The sequence below is a fragment of the Brucella grignonensis genome (assembly GCF_002252505.1).
In the GTDB taxonomy this organism is placed as follows: Bacteria; Pseudomonadota; Alphaproteobacteria; order Rhizobiales; family Rhizobiaceae; genus Brucella; species Brucella grignonensis.
Window position 1 is genome coordinate 182,031 of record NZ_NNRL01000148.1, and the last position, 20,288, is coordinate 202,318.

Here is a 20,288-nt window from a genome sequence, read left to right on the forward strand (position 1 = left end):
GAAGCCCTGACGGATATTAATGTTTTGAAAGCCATAGCGCAGGCGCTTGGCCAGAGCAAAGATTTCTTTGCGCAGATTTATGAGCCACACCCATCACAGCTTTTGAAAATAATTCGCTATACAGGTCGCGATGTTGCTGAAAGCGAGCAGGGCGTCGGTGCACATAAGGACGGTGGCTTCGTGACCGTACTGCTTCAGGATGTTGTGCCGGGCTTGGGAGTGCAGCGCGAGGACGATGTCTGGATCGATGCACCGCCAGTGCCGGGTACGTTTGTCATTAATACTGGCGAACTGCTTGAACTGGCGACCAACGGCTTTGTTCGTGCTGACGTTCATGGCGTTGTCGCACCACCCGCTGGAACCGAACGCTTCTCGGTGGCCTTCTTCCTTGGCGCTCGCTATGACGCAACGATCCCTGTGATTGATCTGCCGGACGAACTCAAGATAAAGGAACGTGGCGTAACAGTTGATCCACTCAACACGCTCTTCCGCGAAGTGGGCCAGAACAATCTCAAGAGCCGCCTGCGCTCGCATCCTGATGTTGCACGCGCTCACCATCAGGACTTGTTGGATTCCCCGGAATTCGCCAGCCTGAAATTCGGGTCTGCTTATTAATTAAAACCCATTCCTTGACGGTTGGCTGTAGCCATTTCGTGTAATCCGTCAAGGAACAGGTCCGGGGGTACAAAGGCATCATGTGCCTGTTGCGCCGCTTAGGGTAGCTGGCAAGATTCGCACAAAAAAGCGCCAGATTCCCGGCGCTTTTTCATTTCAATACGGTGGTTCGTTTAGAGCGCATCCCGAAAAGTATGAAACGGTTTTCGGACAAAGATGCGCGTTAAAACAAATATTTAAAGCGCCGATCTGATCCAATCAGATCGAAACGCGCTCTAGCCGCTGATAAGCTTCACTTCCATGAAGTCTTCGAGACCCCATTTTCCGCCTTCGCGGCCGTTGCCCGACTGCTTATATCCACCAAACGGGCTTCCGGGAGCACGCGACGTACCGTTGATCTGGATCATGCCGGCACGGAGCTTTCGCGCAACACGTTTGGCTCGTTCCGGGTTGCCCGTCTGGATATAGGCGGCAAGACCATACGGTGTGTCATTGGCGACTGCGATGGCCTCTTCTTCCGTGTCGAAGGGGATCATCGCCAGCACAGGGCCGAAGATTTCTTCGCGGGCAATGGTCATATCATTATTCACATCGGCAAAGATCGTCGGCTTGACGAAGTCGCCTTCCGAAATGCCCTCCGGACGACCCGTGCCACCGACAATCAGACGCGCTCCTTCATCAATACCCTTCTGAATCAGCGCCTGAACCTTCTCAAACTGGATTGAAGAGGAGAGTGGGCCGATATGTTCGCCGTCCTTGGCCGGATCATCGACTGTGGTCTTGGCAGCTGCCTTTTTGGCGAATTCGACCGCTTTTTCGTAAACCGAACGTTCAACCAGCATACGTGTTGGCGCATTGCAGGACTGGCCGGTATTCTCAAAGCAATGGTTCACACCGCGCTCAATAGCTTTTTCGAGGTCACTGTCAGCGAACACAATGTTTGGCGACTTACCGCCGAGTTCCAGTGAAACGCGCTTGACGGTTGCAGCAGCAGCACGTGAGACAGCAGTGCCAGCCCGGGTTGAGCCGGTGAATGACATCATGTCGATATCCGGATGCTGCGACATCGCTTCGCCTACAACCGGGCCTTCACCGTTGACAAGATTGAACACACCCTTCGGCAAGCCTGCCTCATCGACAAATTCAGCAAAGAGCATGGCTGACATTGGCGCAATTTCAGACGGCTTGAGCACGACTGTACAACCCACCGCGATTGCAGGAATAACTTTGAGCGCGATTTGGTTCATCGGCCAATTCCATGGCGTGATCAGACCGCAAACACCGATCGGTTCACGCACAATGGCTTGATTGGGATGCTTGGGCGAAAGAATTTCTTCAAATTCGAAATTTTCAAAAGCTGTGATGAAAGCTTTGGTATGAGACAGCCCGGCTGCAGCTTGAGATTCACGTGCGAGCTTGATCGGCGCACCCATTTCCTTGGAAATGGCCTGAGCCATTTCTTCAAGGCGGCGCTCGTAAATTTCAACGATACGGCGAATATAGCCGATACGCTCTTCCGCAGGCGTTTCGCTCCAAGAAGGAAACGCCTTGCGAGCGGCAGCTACGGCGAGATCAATGTCAGCAACGGAACCTGCAGAAATGACCGCATAAGGCTTTTCGGTTGCCGGGTTGATGACCTCAATTGCTTTTGCTTCAAGCGGAGAACGCCACGCGCCGTCGATATAGAAATCCGTTTTCTGATCCAGATTTTTCTGAAGCATGATGAAATCCTCCAATGCTTTGAATTTTATCTTAAGGGTGACGAACCACCTGTTTCCCTGGTCGCCGCGCAGACTACCCCCCAGCTATGACGCCGTCAAAACAGAACGATCAATGGAAACATCAATTTTTCTTATTCATTATCGTAAGCTTCAAACTCAATGCCGAGCGTTTCGAGCCCTTCTTCAATATAATCACCCAGCAGTGGAATGCCGAGCAGATATTTGACTTCGCGTCCATTGTGGCGGTCGTTTGCGGTCGAGAGCGCTTCTTCCCATTCTTCGGCACTGAAGTCGCCGCGTCCAACCCAGACCAAGGCCAGCAACTCGACTCTTTCATCTTCATTTAAAGAACGAATTGCGGCCACCAATTCCTTACGCGTCGGATTACCAATGGAGGCGTCTAGGATATCTATATCGCCGTCATCGGAAGCATTCGAGCCGGAGTTTTCATCAACTGCGGGCACCTGAACGTCATACTCACGTGCTTTGGAGATAATGAATTCGAGATTCTCGATATTATTTACCAGCTCGACCATGATGTGCCTCCGTTAATATTGTTCATTATTTGCCGAACGCGGGACGATAGGTCTTGTTCCGCATTTCTCTACAGTGCACGCGCAGCACCCTTTCCTGCGGCGCGGCCAGAGAATATGCAGCCTCCAAGGAAGGTTCCTTCCAGCGCATTATACCCATGATAGCCGCCACCTCCAAAGCCTGCTGCTTCTCCTGCGGCATAAAGGCCTGGAACGGGTTCACCCCGCTCGTTAAGAACGGCTGAATTTAGATCGGTATGCAGTCCACCGAGGGTTTTTCGGGTCAGGATATGCAGTTTGACGGCAATCAGCGGACCATTTTTTGGATCGAGCAAAGTGTGAAGCGGCACAGCCCGTGTCAGCCGATCTCCGATATAAGCCCGTGCATTGTGAATGGCTGTAATCTGAGCATCTTTGGAGTAGCGATTGGTAATTTCGCGGTCGCGGGCTTCGATCTGATTTCGGATATGAGCGAGGTTCAGCAGCTTCTGACCCGTCAACTGGTTCATCTTGACGACAAGTTCGTCAAGGTTGGTCGCGGTGACGAAATCCTCGCCATGATCGATGAAAGCCTTAACCGGAGGCGGTGGAGTTTTACCGAGACGGCTTTTGATCAGAAGTTTCCAGTCTTTGCCCGTGAGGTCCGGGTTTTGCTCAGAGCCCGATAGAGAAAACTCCTTGCGAATGATTTTCTCAGTCAGAATGAACCACGAATAGTCGTAGCCCGTTCTCAGGATATGCTTAAGTGTGCCGAGCGTATCGAAGCCGGGCAGATAGGGCGAGGGCAGGCGGTTACCCTCTGCATCGAACCACATCGATGACGGCCCCGGCAGAATGCGAATGCCATGATTGGGCCAGATGGGGTTCCAGTTGCGGAGGCCTTCCGTATAGTGCCACATGCGGTCTCCGTTGACAACATGACCACCTGCTGCAACAGCTATATCTATGCCGCGGCCATCCACATGTGCAGGCACTCCAAGCACCATATTCTCAGGTGGATTGCCAAGCCTGTCGCGTGGCCATGCTTTACGGACACGCTCTGGATCGCCACCGATACCGCCAGACGTTACGATCACACAATCGGCGGACAGTTCAAATTGACCGGCGACGTCACGCGAGGACGATTGTCCGCGCTCGACTGTTGAGGGCACAAGAATATCGCCGCACACCCCGCTTGCCAGTCCGTTGGTCATGACGATTTCATTGACACGATGACGACACTTCAGCGTAAGCAAGCCATTTGAAATAGCTTCTCGCATCAGACGTTCGAAGGGAGCGACCACGCCGGGGCCAGTACCCCATGTCACGTGAAAACGCGGAACGGAATTGCCGTGTCCGTGTGCTTGAGCGCCTCCGCGCTCTGCCCAGCCGACAACGGGAAACCAGCGCATACCAAGACTGTGCAGCCAAGAGCGCATCTCACCGGCCGCAAACTGCAAATAGGCTTCGGCATATTGTTTCGGCCAATAATCTTCCGGACGATCAAATTGCGCCGATCCAAGCCAGTCCTGTCGTGCCAGATCAAGGCTATCCTTTATGCCGAGACGCCGTTGCTCGGGACTATCGACCATGAACAGACCGCCAAGCGACCAGAATGCTTGTCCGCCAAGCGAATTTTCGCCTTCCTGCTCAAGCAGGATGACTTTTCGCCCAGCGCTGGTTAGCTCATGAGCGGCCACAAGCCCCGACAGACCTGATCCAATAATAATCGCATCCGCATTCTTCATACCCGCTTCCTCCCTCAGAAGGAGAGTGGCTTATGGAAATGCCGCTGGCAAGTGCAGTCAGGCTGTCAGGAAAGGCAGAACCCAATCGGCGATCAGCTTGATTGAAAGACCGAAAAGCGTGAGCTGAACCAACAGGAAAAACGGACCATCCGGGATGATGCGAGTGAGCTTTGCTCCGACAAATGTTCCTATGATGGCAGCAGGCAAAAGCCAAAGTCCAAGCGACCAGTCGAGATTGGAGAATTGTTGCAATTGCCAGTAAGGGATCAGCTTAACCGCGTTGACGATCGCAAAAAGGATGGTCGAGGTGCCTGCAAAAACAAGCTTCTCAAGATGCTGCGGCAACACATACATCTGGAATGGCGGGGCGCCCGAATGCGAAACAAAGCTCGTAAGACCAGTGAGAATACCCCAGAATGTTCCGCCCGGAATATCCGCCTTGCGTGCCTGACGTCGATATTTTGCGCCAACCCATACATTGAAGCAGAAGAAGAGGCCGACAAGCCCCACAAGCATTCCAATGAATGTGCTTGAAAGGTGCGAACTGAAAAACCAGCCAAGGCCGATGCCGACAATAGCGGCAGGGGTAAGGATTGCCAGATTTCGTGCTGAAAAATGATGGCGGTAGAGATACAGGCCGAACATGTCGCTGACGACATAGATCGGCAGCAAAAGAGCGGCAGCCGTGACCGGTGAAATAACCAACGCCATCAGTGGCACTGAAAGTGTCCCGACCGAAGGCAATCCGCCTTTCGACAGCCCAACCAGAAAAGCCGCGATAACGGCAACTGTCATAAACAGCGGGGTATGTTCGAGCATTCAGACAGTTACCGTATCTAAATTAACAAAGGGGTTTAGGCTGTATTTCTCAGCTATGCGCCCATTCCCAATAAAGCGAACGTGCGCGCTTGGTAACAGCACCATATTCCAGCTTGCGTTCATCAAAACCGATGATCGGCACAACCTTGCTCATATTGCCGGTCGAGAAGATTTCATCTGCTTCGCGGAAGTCCTGAACGTTGAGTGTCGTTTCGTGGACGCTGACGCCCGCCTGACGCAGAAGCTTGATGACGCGCTGGCGCGTAATGCCATTCAGGAATGTACCGTTTGGAACCGGAGTGAAAACTTCACCACCGCGAACCATAAAGACATTCGAGGTGGCTGTTTCTGCGACATTGCCGAGAACATCGGTAACAAGCGCATTGTGAAAGCCCTTGGCTTTGGCTTCGCGCAACATGCGGCCATTGTTCGGATAAAGGCATGCAGCCTTGGCATTAACCGGCATAACCTCGAGATAAGGACGGCGGAAAGATGTCGTCGTAACAGTAAAACCTTTTGGCTCAACCATAGGAATGGCCTCAAGGCAAAGGGCAAAATCTGTCGATTCAGGAGCGGCGGCAACCGTGCTGGAGTCGCCTTCTTCGGCCCAATACATGGGGCGGATATAGACATCCGTTCCGGGAGAAAATTTCTTCAGGCCTTCGCGTGCCAGTGCTTCGATGTCGTTGCCGCTGAGTGTGGGGGCAAGCTCGAGTGCACGCGCTGAATCGTTTGCGCGGGCTGCATGCAGATCAAGATCCGGTGTAACGCCTTCAAACAGACGCGCGCCATCGAAAACGAGCGAACCGAGCCAGGTCGCGTGCGATGCGGCACCCAGTATACGCACATCACCTTGGAGCCATTCACCCTTATAATAGGTCCACATTGCCCGCTTCTCGGTCATTCTCTTCGTCCTTCATCAATCTCGTTGTCGTGCCAAATCCCGCGCAAAACGCCTTCAGATTACTGATGCAATTGCCGGTAAAAGCGTGGGCGGGATATAAACGTAAGCTGTTATAGCACGTCACTCAAAACTGAAAACCTGTTTCAGGTCTGATGCAGACGCAGAATATTCAATCCTGCGAGAGCATCGGCTTATTTTTCCTCGGCCAGAGCAGGCGATGGATCAGATGTGGCAACAGCTGCCGGCCCCTCCACACCACGCTGACGTTCGCGTACGAAAGTGAATAGGCCTGAAATCGTGATCAAGATGATGCCAATCAGCATAGGCAGATCGATATGGTCGTGGAAGATGAAGTAGCCAAACAGGATGGCCCAGAGCATCTGGCTATATTGTGGTGACGCAATCGCACTTGCAGGTGCGCGTTGCGCTGCAAGCATCAGCAGAATGTTGGCCAGCGCTGCGAGCAGGCCGTAGCCCGCAAGATAGCCCCATTGAATGGCGGAAGGTGTCTGATAGCTGGGAATCATCAATGCGCCGCAGATGAGGATCGGTCCGATGAGACCGGCCGTATAAAGCGAAATACGCTTCTCTTTTTTACCCATGGCACGGAAGATTATGATGCTGAACGCGCCGCCCAAACCGCCGCCGAGAGCACCCAAATGCCCAATAGATAGCTCGCGGAAGCCGGGGCGCAGAACAACCAGCACGCCGATGAATCCGATAATAACCGCCGACCATCGACGCCAGCCAACCTGCTCCTTGAGAAAAATCACCGAGAGTATCGTAACGAATGCCGGTAGCAGGAAGATAAGCGCAAAAGCTTCGGCCATGGAAAGATGCGTGAAGGCCACGACACTGCCAATCACACCCATTGCGGCGGTGAGCGTGCGAAGTAACCAGAGTTTTATATTTGTGGTTCGAAACATATCGAGCCACTGATCTTCGGGTTTCTTGGTAAAGGGGATGGCCAACAATCCCAGAACAGCACCATAAAAGGCGACTTCATAGGGCGACAGGGTGCCGTCGAGAAACTTGACGCAGGCGTCGCTTACAGCGAATGCAGCATAGGACGCAAACGCGAGGAAAATACCGTAAAGCATAATGGTGTCCGCAATGGGCTAGAGATAATCTCCTCCGCGGACCGGATTAATCGATTAAAGCCGGTTTGGCAAAAGACAATTTGATAAAAACTCAAAATAATGACCGGCCGCTATCCCCTATGACATAGGCGATTGAGACGTTTTCAAGAAGACGAGCTCCAGCGAAAACGCATGCCTCATTTGCAATCATATCCGTGGTGTAATTTTGTGCAAAAGACTATTTAACAAGCATCCAACGAGGAGAAAACAAATGAACATTCGTCAGAAATTCCAGCAGTACGTTTCCCGCCGTCGCGCAATGCGTGAACTCGGTGCAATGGACGATCATCTTCTTGCCGATATCGGCGTTTCGCGTTCGCAGATCCAGAGCGCAGTTTTCGGTAAGTAATCACTGATGGCGCGGCTGATAATTAATCGCCCCGAAAGTGAAACTGAAATAAAATAGCAAAGCGTCGGTGCTCCAGTCCCGGCGCTTTTGTTTTTCTATGTATATTGTAATTTTATTCTATCGACGGTTCATTTTAAACGCCCTGCAGATTTCGCGACAGATCCGTGGCCTGCAAATAGCGATCGAATTATTCGCACCACACGACGCCCTCTCCAATGAGACAAAACGGTATTCAATTTGGGATTCCTGCCACTTGAGTGGAGGGAGGCTGGAGGAGTATTGATACGCGGGCGGGGGCTGGTGATGAAGATGGGTATATGAATAGTTACTACTGCTAATTTACCTGTCTTCATTGCCACAATTTTACTGAGACTTTCATGGCAGAACATTACTTTTACTTGTTAATGTGAAGCATATTTCGTTTTGTCTTATTTGATGTCAGGCATTGGTTCAGACTGATTATATGCCTTGCGTGTCGGGTGGTCACACGGTTATGTGGCTGCTCGACGGCACAAGGACCTGATCATGCTCAATCTCATCATAAATGGAATTTTGATCGGCTTAGGCGCGACGATCGTTATGGATATCTGGGCATTGGTTCTTGCGCAGTTTCCAGGGCAATCTCGTCCGAATTGGGGGCTCGTCGGTCGCTGGTTCTGGCATTTACGAGACGGCCAGATATTTCACGATGATATCGCAGCATCAAAACCCTACGCCCATGAGATTGCATTGGGCTGGATCGGTCATTATGCGGTTGGTATTCTCTACGGCATCATCTTTGCGCTTTATGGCGGCGCAGCGTGGTTTGCGAATCCAATATTTCTCCCCGCCTGGATATTCGGTATCCTCACCGTGGCAGCGGGCTGGTTTTTATTGCAACCGGGCTTGGGAATCGGCTGGGCAGCATCGCGTTTGCCAAATGCCAGAAATGTCCGTATTCTCAATCTCGTCGCCCATACATTTTTTGCCTTCGGCATGTATGGTACCGGCGTTCTCCTGAAAACAGTAGCTTAATCATATAGATAGTTTTGGGTGCTGTAACTTGGACAGCTACCATTTTTGAAGCACTTTCAAAAATTAGAGCCTGAATAGGTGGCTGGCGCGCTTCCAAAAGTCAGTCCAAACTAAATCACGTTAATAAACAGGCATTCTTGCGGCAGAACTGTGTTTTTGATCGCGTTGGGTGTATGGGGAACAAATCCGCTCGCGCAAAATGCGGCTGCGGCTAACAAATACGGCAATCGCAATAGATTGCACCGATTTTAACAGCTGATCGCAAGCAATTGCTCTCGGCTGATCATTGGTGCCTTTGAATGCGAGCTTTTGCCCTGGAGGGACCATGCTGGAAAAGCTGTTCAAATTGCAGGAACATGGCACATCGGTGAGAACGGAAGTCATCGCTGGCGTGACGACCTTCCTGACGATGTCTTACATTATCTTCGTCAATCCTGATATTCTGTCCACAACAGGTATGGATCGCAACGCAGTCTTCGTTGCTACATGTCTTGCGGCAGCATTGGGTTCGATTGTCATGGCGCTCGTCGCCAATTGGCCGATTGGCATGGCGCCGGGTATGGGCCTGAATGCCTTCTTCGCCTTTACGGTTGTCGGCGCTATGGGTTTCTCATGGCAACAGGCGCTTGGCGCGGTCTTCATTTCCGGCATCATCTTCCTGTTTCTCACGGTAACAGGTATCCGGCGTTGGCTGGTCGAGGGTATTCCGCATTCATTGCGCAGCGCAATTGCTGCCGGTATCGGTATGTTCCTTGCCCTGATCGGACTCAAGAACGCAGGCGTCGTCGTTGACAATCCGGCAACGCTCGTAGGTCTTGGTGACTTGCGTGAGTTTGGTCCTCTGCTTGCAATCGCCGGCTTCTTCATTATTGCAGCTCTTGATGCACTCAAGGTTCGCGGTGCGATCCTGATCGGTATCCTTGTTGTAACCATTGCATCGATTTCGCTGGGTATTACCCAGTTTGGCGGCGTGTTCTCTGCTCCTCCGAGCCTTGCACCAACTTTCCTGCAGCTTGACATCATGGGTGCGCTGCACACCGGTATCCTGCATGTAATCCTGGTTTTCGTGCTGGTTGAAGTGTTTGATGCGACCGGTACGCTGATCGGCGTTGCCAAGCGTGGCGGCCTGATTGAACCGGGTAAGCCAAATCGTCTTGGTAAAGCTCTGTTTGCAGACAGCACCGCAATTCTGGGTGGCTCGCTGCTCGGTACCTCGTCGACGACAGCCTATGTCGAAAGTGCTTCCGGCGTTCAGGCTGGCGGCCGCACAGGTCTGACGGCGCTTGTTGTGGCTCTGTTGTTCCTTGCTGCACTCTTTATTTCGCCTCTGGCTGGCTCCGTACCTGCCTATGCAACAGCACCAGCGCTCGTTTACGTCGCTTGTTTGATGATGCGTGAACTGTCCGAAATCAAGTGGGACGAAATCACGGAAGCTGCACCCGCCGCTCTTACGGCGCTGTCCATTCCGTTCACCTACTCGATTGCAAACGGTCTGGCTTTCGGCTTCATCAGCTATGTTGTCCTGAAGGCTGTAACCGGCAAGGCTCGTGAGGTGCACCTTGCGACCTGGATCGTGGCGGCACTGTTTGTGATCCGCTTCGCATTCTTCCCAGAATAACAACAAACGCCGGGGCAATACCCCGGCGTTTTTCTTTGTGCTTTATCTGGCCTGCCTTATTTGGGAGTTGAGGTTATGACACCGGAAGATTTGAAATTGCTCGAGAAGCTTTTTGATGTCATCGAACAAGACATCATTCCCCTGACGGAGCAGGGCGTTGCAAATGGCAACAAGGTTTTTGGAGCAGCACTTCTCCGCAAATCGGATTTGTCTCTGGTCCTTGCTGAAACCAACAATGAAACCGAGAATCCGATGTGGCATGGTGAAGTGCATACGTTGAAGCGTTTTTATGAGATGCCTGAGCAGGGACGTCCAGACACAAAAGACATGGTTTTTCTGTCGACACATGAACCGTGCTCAATGTGCTTGTCAGCTATTACTTGGACCGGTTTCGACAATTTCTATTATCTGTTCAGTCATGAAGATTCCCGCGATGCGTTTTCAATCCCGCATGACCTGAAAATACTCAAGGAGGTCTTCACACTGGAGCCGGGTGGCTATAACCGCGACAATAGTTTCTGGCACAGCCATTCGATCCCCAAAATGGTGGATTCTCTGCCGGAGCCCGATCGTTCTCGTTTTGAGAAGCGGCTTGATGCAATTCGCGCCAAATATGATGCAATGTCCGGCGCATACCAATCTTCAAAAGACGGAAACGCTATTCCTTTGAACTAGAGCATTTCCTGTTTTGTTTGAATCATTGGAAATGTTCTATCTCTTTGTTTTTTCGCATTATCCGACGCAAAAACGCTTCGCACTTTTGCTGGAAATGCTCCAATACAAAGGCTGCATATCAATAACGATATGCAGCCTTTTCAATTTTAGATTTTGTCGAGCAGATTGCGCTTCTGCAGGTTCTGCATCAGCGCACGAATGCCAAACGTCCATTCAGCGCAATTATCAGTGCGATCCACCCAATTGACCAGACGCCCGAGCTTCGGTGTCGAAATCTCCACCTTATCGCCAATTTCATGGGTAAAGCCTTGGCCTACGCCGCGACGGTCTTTGACTGGCGCAAACATGGTGCCGAGAAAAAGAACAGCGCCATCCGGATATTGATGATTGCGGTTCATCATCTGTCCAGCAAGGTTTTCCGGATCGCGGCTGATTGCTTCCATTGGGCTTTCGCCGGTCATCTCAAAGCCGTCAGTGCCGTTGACTTTCAGCGAAAGCTTGAGCTTGCGCAGAACGTCCATGGTAAAGTCGCCGTCAAACAGGCGAATAAACGGGCCTATGGCACAAGACGCGTTGTTGTCCTTGGCCTTGCCGAGCAGCAGGGCAGAACGTCCTTCGACGTCACGCAGATTGACATCATTGCCGAGTGTCGCCCCGACGATACGGCCATCAGAAGCAACAGCCAGAACGACTTCCGGTTCTGGATTATTCCACTGAGAGATTGGCAGAATACCAACGGTCGCACCGCAACCGACTGCGGACATTGGTTGCGACTTTGTGAAAATTTCGGCGTCCGGGCCGATGCCCACTTCCAGATATTGCGACCAGAGACCCATTTCCTGAAGCAGCGCTTTAACCTGTGCCGCTTTTTCCGAGCCCGCTGCAACACCGCGCAAGCTGTCGCCGATCACCGGGGCCAGACGGTCGCGCACTTCGCGTGCACGACTTGGATCGCCCTTGGCCTGTTCTTCGATGACACGTTCCAGCATACTGTCAGCGAAGGTCACGCCAGCTGCCTTGATCGACTGGAGATCAATCGGTGCAAGCAATTCGCCCTTTTCGCCGGACAGATAGTCGTCCAGCGCGCCGAGATCAGCAAATCGGCCAGCATCTTTCAACTCGCTAACCAGTTCATGACGCTCCAGAAGACCCGATACGGTCGCGGAAAGGTTGGAGAGATTATGTACACGCCCGTTTACAACCAACACCGGGCAGGGCCCGCTTTCGGCCTTCGACCACAGACGCCCAATAAGCACTGCCGAAGCGCTGTCTTCAGGCAAAATAATGGACGAGTTTAGAGTATGCTTGTCTTGCACGGATATTCCTCCCGGTTCGTTCAGTTCAAGATGTGAATGATTGGATTTTCTGGATAGAGGCGTGACGTTCACATCAAATGCAGCCACATGAAATACGGGCACATCAAATGCGGGCCGCGTTTGGCCCGCTGAAAGCGGCACAATCTAACTCCTCCAAGACTATGTTGTTGGGTTGTCTGATAACTATATATCTAATGATTGAAAACTCTTTTATGCATCAATTGGCGGAATTGGGATGAAATACCCTCCCACGCAGCGGATGGAGTTCTTGACCGCTATACAGGTAGTATTAGTGCGGAATATGGTTGACTCGGGAGGATTTCGAGAAGCGTCTTGATCCTGATGCGATCATGATCCCCGGATGCCAGCTTTCGCTTGACTTGGGCAAAGACTGACGACAAATCAGTGATAGAGGACATGCAGGGAGGAGCAAGCAGTGTTCGGTGAAATCAGACGCAATGAGCAACTGCCCGCCCGTATCGCTTCCGAGATTGTACGCCAGATTACAGAAGGTAGTTTTTTGCCGGGGCACAAATTGCCCACCGAGCACAATCTGGCACAGAGCTTTGGCGTCAGTCGTTCGGTCATCCGCGAAGCAATTGCTCAGCTGCGCAATGAGGGACTGATCGAAACCCGGCAGGGCGTCGGAGCTTTTGTCACCGAGCCAGATCGTCGTCATGCCATCCGCATCGAGCCAGAGACGCTTGCCGACCGTAATCATTTCCAGAGCCTGTTCCAATTGCGTATGGCTTTGGAAATTGAAGCAGCAGGCCTTGCAGCCGTGCATCATACAGCTGAAGACATGCGCAAACTTGATGAAGCCATGGCTGAGATGAACGGGACAGAGAAATGGACGGATGAGGGTATCTCTGCCGATCTGACGTTTCACCGCGCTCTTGCAGCTGCAACGCATAACGAATATTTTCCACTCGTTTTAGGCTTCATCGCAGAGCGGATAAATCAGGCAATCCGGGCGGCGCGAGCACGTGCCGTGCTTGAAGAGATCGTCGAAATCACCATCGCTGAACACACCGCTATTCGAGACGCGATAGCACTGCGCGATCCTTTGAAGGCGCGCGAAGTCATGCGGCACCACGTCGTGAGTGCAGCAAGTCGCGTTAATCTCCAACTTGAAATATTCTAAGGAAAATGAACTTGCATATCATCGTAATGGGGGTTTCAGGCTCAGGAAAGTCAACGGTTGGAGAGAAGTTGGCCGCAGCCCTTAATCTGCCTTTTCTTGAGGGCGACAGTCTGCATCCCAAAGCCAATGTCGACAAGATGGCCTCCGGCATTCCGCTGCAGGATGAGGATCGCTGGCCTTGGCTCGATAAGATTGGCGAACGACTGGCAACGGTAGAAAGCGGTATAATCGTCTCCTGTTCATCGCTGAAAAAGAGCTATCGCGACCGCTTGCGCAATGCATCACGTGGCCCACTGTTGTTCGTGTTCCTCGATGGAAGCTTCGATGTGTTGTATGAGCATATGGGCCACCGTACCGGGCATTTTATGCCGGTGACAATGCTTGAAAGCCAGCTTGCGACATTGGAAAGCCCTGTCGGCGAGCCTTTTGTATTTCGCGCCGATGTTGCTGATCCAATTGAGAAAATTGTTGCTGCAAGTCTCAACTGGGTTCAGGTAACAGCGCAGGCAGACAATCTACTTTAACGGCCAGAAGAACATAAGCGCTGGAACAGTCGCAAATGCGATGATGATCGATAGCGGCAGTCCAAGCCTCGGATAATCACTGAATTTGTAGCCGCCTGGCCCCATCACAAGCGTATTACACTGGTGCCCGATTGGTGTGAGAAAATCGCAACCCGCGCCAATTGCTACTGCCATCAGGAAGGCTTCGGGTCTAAATCCAAGGCCCGAAGCAAAACTTGTGGCAATTGGTGCCATCACCAGCACGGTTGCCGCATTGTTGAGAAACGGCGTGACCATCATGGCCGTGACCAGAATAAGCGCCAGTGCGCCAGCTGGCGGCAAATGATGACCGATACTCGCCAATCCCTCCGCAATAAGCTCTGTACCGCCCGTGCTACGCAGGGCGTCGGATACAGGTATCAGTGCCGCCAGCATCACTAGAATAGGTCCGTCAATTTCATCATAGACTTCGTTGATCGGAATAACTTTGAAGAGCAACATGGCAACCGCCGCCGCGAAGAACGCAACGGCGACAGGAACGAGACTGAGTGCTGTCGCGCCGATTGCTGCAATCAGGATTGCCAATGGGATCAAACCGCGTCTCACACTACCGAGCATGAGTTTGCGCCGTGCGAGCGGCAACAGCTCAAACTCCGGCAGATAAGCCGAGAGAGCAGCCTGCCGTCCTTGTAACACGATCACATCACCGAAACCGAGTATGACTTCGCTCAAGCGTTCTGTAATGCGTTCGCCGGGACGACTGACGGCAAGCAAATTGACCTCATAGCGCGAATAGAGGTCAAGTCGCTGGGCAGTAAGTCCGACAAGTCGCGAGTTCTTTCCAATTACAGCTTCCACAACTTCAATATCTGTCGAACCACTTGTGTTGGAAGGATTACGGTTTTCGCTTAAAGTTAACTTGCCCGAATTGACGACGAGGTCGAGTGCTTTCGGATCGCCTTCAAGCAACACCACGTCGCCCTCAGCAAGAACCGTATCGGGCAGGGGTGTCATCCGCTGATTCCTACGGATGATTGCTGTCACCATGGCCTCGCCTTCGGCAGGCTTGATGAGATCGGTAATACGTTTGCCGACCATAGGCGAGTTTTTCAGAATGCGCGCTTCCGAAGCGTAGTTTTTGATCTTGATTGCTTCATCGAGTGATACGCTCTCTCGCGTTCGCTGGGGCACAAGCCAATAAAAAGTAACGAGATAAATCAACCCAACAACTGCCAGAACCGCACCAACCGGCGTGAAGTCAAACATGGTGAAGGGTTCACCAACCATCTCACCACGAATGCGCGAAACCACAATGTTGGGCGAAGTGCCCACCTGTGTCATCAAGCCACCGAGCAACGCACCGAATGCCATCGGCATCAGGAATGTTGATGGGGAAACGTTCGAACGGCGTGCAAACTGAAATGCGACGGGGATCATGATTGCCAGGGCACCCACATTTTTTACGAATGCGGATAGAACCGTGACGATCGCCACAAGAACTGCGAGTTGTAAACGAACGCTGTTCATCTCGGGAAGAAAGCGCTGCACCGCCTCCTGCATAAGGCCTGAACGCGCAACGCCAGCACTAACGATGAGTGCACTACCAACGATGATGACGATATCGTCACTGAACCCCGTAAACGCTTTATCGAAGGGTACAACCCCAACGCCAACAGCTAGCAACAGTGAGCAAAGAGCCACTATATCGTAGCGAAACTTGCCCCAGATAAATGCCCCCATCATGAGAATAATCACGGCGAAGGACAGTATCTGCTGGTGGGTCATCCTATGCGCTTACCTCGAAAAGAGAAAAATATTCTTTTGTGTAGCGCATAACAAAGAAAACGAAAACGGATAATTAAATCGAATTCTTATATATCGGGCGCTCAGAATTCTGAACGCCCGATAGTGAAATTAGTTGCCTGCGCGACGTCCGTCGGCGCCAAAAATATGAACGTCCTTTGCAGACGCACCGATCTTTACAACTTCATCGACCGAGTGTTCCGAACGACCCTGAACGCGGAAGATCAGCGGCTTGCCATCCGTGAGTGAGCTATGGATATAGCTTTCAGCACCGACAAGCTCGATCGCTTCGATACGAACTTCGGCATTGAAGCCATCCGCTTCCGGTTCGCCAGTTTCTATGATGCGAATGTCTTCCGGACGCACGCCGAAGGTATATTTGTCAGAAGGAAGTGCCACTGCCTTTCCCGGCTGCCAGACATTCTTCCCGCCGTTTTCAAACAGGTTCATAGATGGAGAACCGATGAAAGTTGCAACGAAGGTCGAGGCTGGCTTTTCATAAAGTTCGATCGGCGTACCAACCTGTTCGATATTACCAGCGTTGAGAACGACAAGACGGTCTGCCATGGTCATGGCTTCCATCTGGTCGTGGGTCACGTAAACACTTGTGGTGCCAAGCGAACGCTGGAGGCGCTTGATTTCAACGCGCATCTGCACACGCAGTTTTGCATCAAGGTTCGACAGTGGCTCATCGAAAAGGAAGGCCGCCGGTTCGCGCACGATAGCGCGACCCATGGCAACGCGCTGACGCTGACCGCCCGAAAGCTGGCGTGGCTTGCGATCAAGGAACTGTTCGATTTCGAGTGCCTTCGCCGCTTTGGCGATACGGCGTTCGATTTCGTCCTTCGGTGTTTTGCGGTTCTTCAGGCCATAGGCAAGATTGTCGCGCACGGACATATGCGGGTAGAGCGCATAGTTCTGAAACACCATTGCGATGTCGCGTTCTGCTGGTTCCACATCGTTGACGACGCGGTCGCCAATGGCAATCGTGCCAGAGCTGATGCCTTCAAGGCCTGCGATCATGCGCAGGAGTGTTGACTTGCCGCAGCCAGAAGGGCCGACGAGGACGACGAATTCACCGTCCTTGATCTCCAGCGAAACGCCTTTGATGACTTCAATGCCGCCGCCATAGCACTTGCGGACATTATCAAGAATGATCTTGCTCATTATTTTTCCGTTTCAACGAGACCTTTGACGAACCAGCGCTGCATCAATACCACCACAAGGATAGGTGGTATGATAGCCAGAATGGCCGTTACCATGACGTAGTTCCAAGGTGTGGAAGCATCGGCGAAATCGACCATACGGCGCAGACCGATAATGATCGTGTTCATTTTCGCATCATTGGTGACGAGCAGTGGCCACAGATACTGGGTCCAGCCATAAATGAAGAGAATGACGAAGAGGGCAGCGATATTCGTCTTCGACAGCGGTAGCAGAATGTCACGCATGAAGCGAAACGGGCCTGCATTGTCAATGCGTGCAGCTTCAACCAACTCTCCCGGAATGGTGAGGAAGAACTGACGGAAGAGGAACGTCGCTGTCGCTGATGCCATAAGTGGTAATGTGAGGCCCGCATAAGTGTCGATCAAACCGAGATCTACGATGACCTTATAGGTCGGCAGGATACGCACTTCGACCGGCAGCATCAGGGTGACGAAGATCATCCAGAAGAAGAACATGCGGAACGGAAAGCGGAAAAACACAATCGCAAAAGCCGACATGAAGGAAATGATGATCTTGCCGACTGCGATCAACATCGCAACCACGAAGGAGTTCCACAGAAGCCGTTCGAGGCTGACGCCGACCACACGCTCGACGCCACCGAAAATGGCGTCGCCATAGTTCTCCATCATGTGCCCGCCGGGAACAAGCTGGATTGGCGGGCGAATGATATCGCCGGAGGTCAACGTCGAAGCAACGAAGGTATAGTAAATCGGAAAGGCAACAACGATGATCCCGATGATCAGGATCAAGTGGCCTAACAGATTTGAGATTGGGCGTTTTTCAATCATGGTCGCCTCACTCAAGAATAATGCACGCGCTTCTCAATGAAGCGGAACTGGAATGCGGTCAGGGCGATCACGATAATCATCAGAATAACCGACTGCGCCGAAGAGGAGCCGAGGTTAAGATTGACGAAGCCGTCGTTATAAACCTTGTAGACCAGGGTTTCAGTGGCTTTGGCAGGGCCGCCGCCGGTTACCGCATGAATAATGCCGAATGTGTCGAAGAAGGCGTAAACCGTGTTGACCACCAGCAGGAAGAACGTGGTTGGCGCCAATAGCGGGAACACGATCGACCAGAAACGCCGCGCGCCGCGTGCACCATCAATGGCAGCAGCTTCGATCAAGGATTTAGGGATTGCCTGAAGGCCTGCAACAAAGAACAGGAAGTTATAGGAAATCTGTTTCCAGGCTGCGGCACCCACGATCATCGCCATTGCCTGATTGCCATTCAGCAGTGGATCCCATGCAAAACCTGCGCTGCGCAACATATAGGCCAGCGTGCCCATGGCAGGGTTGAACATGAATAGCCACAACATACCAGCAACCGCGGGCGCTACGGCATAAGGCCATATCAGCAGGGTACGGTAGAATGTTTTGCCGCGAATGACACGGTCAGCGGCCGTTGCAAGCAACAAAGCTGCGCCCATCGCCACAAAAGCGGTCAGAAGATTGAAGACAATCGTGACCTGCACAGAATGCAGATAGTTGGGATCAGCCAGAACGGTCGTGAAATTGGCGAACCCAACAAATGTAGACTTCAATCCAAATGCGTCTTCACGCATGAAGGACTGGTAAATTGCCTGACTTGCCGGCCAGAAGAAGAAGATCACAGTCAATATGATCTGCGGGGCCAGCAGGAAATAGGGTAAGATCTTGTTTGGAAACGTGACTTTCTGCACGGGAAGTTTCCTTGCGGATAGCAATGCCGCCAACCCCTTTTAAGGGCAGGCGGCATGCTTTAGTTCATCAGATTATTGTGCTGCTGCAATCGCTGCGTTTGCGCGTTTTACGGCATTATCAAGCGCAGTCTTTGCATCCTGCTTACCACCGAGCATGGCTTCGAATTCCTCATTGAGAATATCGCGAACCTGCGGCAGATTGACGAGGCGAACACCCTTGGAGTTTTCAGTTGGAGCCTTGCCCATCATCTGAAGGATTGGTGTTTCACGGCCCGGATTCTTTTCATAGAAGTCCGAGTTCTTCGTTGCTTCATAAGCAGCCATGGTCACAGGCAGATAGCCGGACTTTTCATGCAGCTTCTGCTGAATTTTGGTCTGTGAAAGGAAGTTGAAGAACTGCGCAATGCCTTTGTACTGGTCATCGCTGAGGCCAGCAAAAACCCAAAGGCTGGCACCACCCGGAATGGTGTTCTGTGGGCCATGGCCTTCATAGTAAGGAAGCTGGCCAATGCCGTAATTCATGCCCGACTTGACGACATCGCCAAGGCCGCCCGAAGATTCCGTCAGCATCGCGCATTCGCCGGAAGTGAAAAGCTGTTTTGCTTCAGACGTACGGCCGCCGTAACGGAAGGTGCCATCCTTGGCGAGATCAGCAATTGCCTGGAAGTGCTCAACGAAAAGCGGTTCGTTGATTTTGAGTTCAACATTGGTGCCGCCGAGGCCGTTTTCATTGGTGCCGTAGGAAACATTGTTCCAGGCAGAGAAGTTCTCAGTCTGAATCCATGTGAGCCAGGTCGAAGTAAAGCCACAGGCAGATGCGCCGCTTGACTTGATCTTTTTGGCTGCTTCAAACACTTCCGGCCAGGTCTTTGGCGGATTGTTTTCATCAAGGCCAGCCTTCTTGAAAGCGTCCTTGTTATAATAAAGGATTGGCGAAGACGAATTGTATGGGAACGACAGCATGGTGCCGTCCGGCTTCGAATAATAAGCAACAATGCCTGGCAGATACTGTGATTTGTCGAATTTGAAGCCGCCCTTTTCGAGCACTTCAGCCGCAGGCACGACAGCACCTTCAGCTGCCATCATGACACCGCTGCCGGCATCGAAAACCTGAATGATTGCTGGCGGCTGTTTCGAACGGAATGCAGCGATGCCCGCATTCAATGTTTCAGGGTAGCTACCCTTATAGACCGGAACGATCTTGTATTCGCTCTGGCTTTCATTGAACTCTTTGGAAAGCTCATTGACCATTTCGTTGTTGGCACCGGTCATACCGTGCCACCAGCTAAGCTCCGTCTGTGCGAAAGCCTGCGAACCAATGGTGAGGGCGAGGGCGCCAGTCAGCGCCGAAGTCGTGATCAGACGGGTAAGCATATTTCCTCCTCGGGAATGAGATTGCGTTAACATCAAGAGCGGAATCCTCTGCTCAGGGTGCCGGAACCTGCATTATTGTTATTACACTTATATGACCCAATTTCATTGGATCAACTTCCAGATCGC

At 52.1% G+C, this 20,288-nt stretch carries 18 protein-coding genes and 1 pseudogene; 7 read left to right on the forward strand and 12 right to left on the reverse strand.

The features are described from left to right. Window positions 1–15 precede the first annotated feature (15 nt). Window positions 16–615 (forward strand): annotated as a pseudogene (locus CEV33_RS03920) (2OG-Fe(II) oxygenase family protein); the annotation flags it as partial. Window positions 616–890: 275 nt separating this feature from the next. Here CEV33_RS03920 and CEV33_RS03925 read toward each other — a convergent pair. The 6 genes from CEV33_RS03925 to CEV33_RS03950 form a co-directional block, all read right to left on the reverse strand. After that, on the reverse strand, window positions 891–2,336 hold the full coding sequence (locus CEV33_RS03925; protein WP_094539134.1) for an aldehyde dehydrogenase family protein: 1,446 nt from the start codon (window positions 2,334–2,336) through the stop codon (window positions 891–893). 131 nt (window positions 2,337–2,467) lie between these two features. Next, complete coding sequence (locus CEV33_RS03930) at window positions 2,468–2,872, reverse strand: DUF3775 domain-containing protein (RefSeq protein WP_094539135.1); 405 nt, start codon at window positions 2,870–2,872, stop codon at window positions 2,468–2,470. Window positions 2,873–2,940: 68 nt separating this feature from the next. After that, window positions 2,941–4,596 (reverse strand): FAD-binding dehydrogenase, encoded by a 1,656-nt coding sequence (locus tag CEV33_RS03935; protein ID WP_094539136.1) that lies wholly within the window; start codon window positions 4,594–4,596, stop codon window positions 2,941–2,943. A gap of 57 nt (window positions 4,597–4,653) precedes the next feature. Beyond that, window positions 4,654–5,415, reverse strand: coding sequence for a sulfite exporter TauE/SafE family protein (locus CEV33_RS03940; RefSeq protein ID WP_094539137.1), 762 nt, complete (start codon window positions 5,413–5,415; stop codon window positions 4,654–4,656). 49 nt (window positions 5,416–5,464) lie between these two features. Next, window positions 5,465–6,319, reverse strand: coding sequence for a branched-chain amino acid aminotransferase (locus CEV33_RS03945; protein WP_094539138.1), 855 nt, complete (start codon window positions 6,317–6,319; stop codon window positions 5,465–5,467). A 191-nt stretch (window positions 6,320–6,510) separates the two neighbouring features. After that, entirely contained in the window at window positions 6,511–7,419 is a 909-nt protein-coding gene (locus tag CEV33_RS03950) for a DMT family transporter (RefSeq protein ID WP_094539139.1), read from the reverse strand. A 250-nt stretch (window positions 7,420–7,669) separates the two neighbouring features. On the opposite strand from CEV33_RS03950, the gene CEV33_RS03955 reads away from it, so the two are divergent. The 4 genes from CEV33_RS03955 (at window position 7,670) to CEV33_RS03970 (ending at window position 11,114) form a co-directional block, all read left to right on the forward strand. Beyond that, the gene (locus CEV33_RS03955) at window positions 7,670–7,807 is read left to right on the forward strand and encodes a DUF1127 domain-containing protein (RefSeq protein ID WP_084486677.1); all 138 of its coding nucleotides are present in this window, start codon (window positions 7,670–7,672) and stop codon (window positions 7,805–7,807) included. 525 nt (window positions 7,808–8,332) lie between these two features. Next, a complete protein-coding gene (locus tag CEV33_RS03960) occupies window positions 8,333–8,821 on the forward strand; it encodes a DUF2938 domain-containing protein (RefSeq protein ID WP_094539140.1) in 489 nt (162 codons plus the stop codon). Window positions 8,822–9,146: 325 nt separating this feature from the next. Then, window positions 9,147–10,439: an NCS2 family permease gene (locus CEV33_RS03965; protein WP_024896278.1), complete on the forward strand. Its 1,293-nt coding sequence runs from the start codon at window positions 9,147–9,149 to the stop codon at window positions 10,437–10,439. Between the two features lie 75 nt (window positions 10,440–10,514). Further along, window positions 10,515–11,114 (forward strand): deaminase, encoded by a 600-nt coding sequence (locus CEV33_RS03970; RefSeq protein WP_094539141.1) that lies wholly within the window; start codon window positions 10,515–10,517, stop codon window positions 11,112–11,114. Window positions 11,115–11,260: 146 nt separating this feature from the next. Here the strand turns inward: CEV33_RS03970 and CEV33_RS03980 are convergent, their stop codons facing one another. Next, on the reverse strand, window positions 11,261–12,430 hold the full coding sequence (locus tag CEV33_RS03980; RefSeq protein WP_094539250.1) for a fumarylacetoacetate hydrolase family protein: 1,170 nt from the start codon (window positions 12,428–12,430) through the stop codon (window positions 11,261–11,263). A 436-nt stretch (window positions 12,431–12,866) separates the two neighbouring features. Between CEV33_RS03980 and CEV33_RS03985 the strand changes: the two genes are divergently transcribed. Both CEV33_RS03985 and CEV33_RS03990 read left to right on the forward strand, forming a co-directional pair. Continuing rightward, window positions 12,867–13,574, forward strand: coding sequence for a FadR/GntR family transcriptional regulator (locus CEV33_RS03985; RefSeq protein ID WP_094539143.1), 708 nt, complete (start codon window positions 12,867–12,869; stop codon window positions 13,572–13,574). A 5-nt stretch (window positions 13,575–13,579) separates the two neighbouring features. Further along, on the forward strand, window positions 13,580–14,098 hold the full coding sequence (locus CEV33_RS03990; RefSeq protein WP_094539144.1) for a gluconokinase: 519 nt from the start codon (window positions 13,580–13,582) through the stop codon (window positions 14,096–14,098). Here the strand turns inward: CEV33_RS03990 and CEV33_RS03995 are convergent. The 5 genes from CEV33_RS03995 to ugpB form a co-directional block, all read right to left on the reverse strand. Then, the gene (locus CEV33_RS03995) at window positions 14,090–15,862 is read right to left on the reverse strand and encodes an SLC13 family permease (RefSeq protein WP_094539145.1); all 1,773 of its coding nucleotides are present in this window, start codon (window positions 15,860–15,862) and stop codon (window positions 14,090–14,092) included. The two genes, CEV33_RS03990 and CEV33_RS03995, sit on opposite strands and share 9 nt — an antisense overlap. A gap of 129 nt (window positions 15,863–15,991) precedes the next feature. Then, window positions 15,992–17,047: a sn-glycerol-3-phosphate import ATP-binding protein UgpC gene (locus tag CEV33_RS04000; protein ID WP_094539146.1), complete on the reverse strand. Its 1,056-nt coding sequence runs from the start codon at window positions 17,045–17,047 to the stop codon at window positions 15,992–15,994. Beyond that, entirely contained in the window at window positions 17,047–17,895 is an 849-nt protein-coding gene (ugpE, locus tag CEV33_RS04005; protein WP_094539147.1) for a sn-glycerol-3-phosphate ABC transporter permease UgpE, read from the reverse strand. The genes CEV33_RS04000 and ugpE overlap by 1 nt, the downstream gene beginning before the upstream one ends. 11 nt (window positions 17,896–17,906) lie before the next feature. Beyond that, a complete protein-coding gene (ugpA, locus tag CEV33_RS04010; RefSeq protein WP_094539148.1) occupies window positions 17,907–18,788 on the reverse strand; it encodes a sn-glycerol-3-phosphate ABC transporter permease UgpA in 882 nt (293 codons plus the stop codon). 72 nt (window positions 18,789–18,860) lie between these two features. Continuing rightward, window positions 18,861–20,162, reverse strand: a complete 1,302-nt coding sequence (gene ugpB / locus CEV33_RS04015) for a sn-glycerol-3-phosphate ABC transporter substrate-binding protein UgpB (protein WP_167388118.1) — start codon at window positions 20,160–20,162, stop codon at window positions 18,861–18,863. Window positions 20,163–20,288: the final 126 nt, after the last annotated feature.

Coding starts and splice junctions, on each gene's coding strand:
- CEV33_RS03925 (WP_094539134.1), bottom strand. CDS start 2,336: ATGCTTCAGAAAAATCTGGATCAGAAAACGGATTTCTATATCGACGGC.
- CEV33_RS03930 (WP_094539135.1), bottom strand. CDS start 2,872: ATGGTCGAGCTGGTAAATAATATCGAGAATCTCGAATTCATTATCTCC.
- CEV33_RS03935 (WP_094539136.1), bottom strand. CDS start 4,596: ATGAAGAATGCGGATGCGATTATTATTGGATCAGGTCTGTCGGGGCTT.
- CEV33_RS03940 (WP_094539137.1), bottom strand. CDS start 5,415: ATGCTCGAACATACCCCGCTGTTTATGACAGTTGCCGTTATCGCGGCT.
- CEV33_RS03945 (WP_094539138.1), bottom strand. CDS start 6,319: ATGACCGAGAAGCGGGCAATGTGGACCTATTATAAGGGTGAATGGCTC.
- CEV33_RS03950 (WP_094539139.1), bottom strand. CDS start 7,419: ATGCTTTACGGTATTTTCCTCGCGTTTGCGTCCTATGCTGCATTCGCT.
- CEV33_RS03955 (WP_084486677.1), top strand. CDS start 7,670: ATGAACATTCGTCAGAAATTCCAGCAGTACGTTTCCCGCCGTCGCGCA.
- CEV33_RS03960 (WP_094539140.1), top strand. CDS start 8,333: ATGCTCAATCTCATCATAAATGGAATTTTGATCGGCTTAGGCGCGACG.
- CEV33_RS03965 (WP_024896278.1), top strand. CDS start 9,147: ATGCTGGAAAAGCTGTTCAAATTGCAGGAACATGGCACATCGGTGAGA.
- CEV33_RS03970 (WP_094539141.1), top strand. CDS start 10,515: ATGACACCGGAAGATTTGAAATTGCTCGAGAAGCTTTTTGATGTCATC.
- CEV33_RS03990 (WP_094539144.1), top strand. CDS start 13,580: ATGAACTTGCATATCATCGTAATGGGGGTTTCAGGCTCAGGAAAGTCA.
- CEV33_RS03995 (WP_094539145.1), bottom strand. CDS start 15,862: ATGACCCACCAGCAGATACTGTCCTTCGCCGTGATTATTCTCATGATG.
- CEV33_RS04000 (WP_094539146.1), bottom strand. CDS start 17,047: ATGAGCAAGATCATTCTTGATAATGTCCGCAAGTGCTATGGCGGCGGC.
- ugpE (WP_094539147.1), bottom strand. CDS start 17,895: ATGATTGAAAAACGCCCAATCTCAAATCTGTTAGGCCACTTGATCCTG.
- ugpB (WP_167388118.1), bottom strand. CDS start 20,162: ATGCTTACCCGTCTGATCACGACTTCGGCGCTGACTGGCGCCCTCGCC.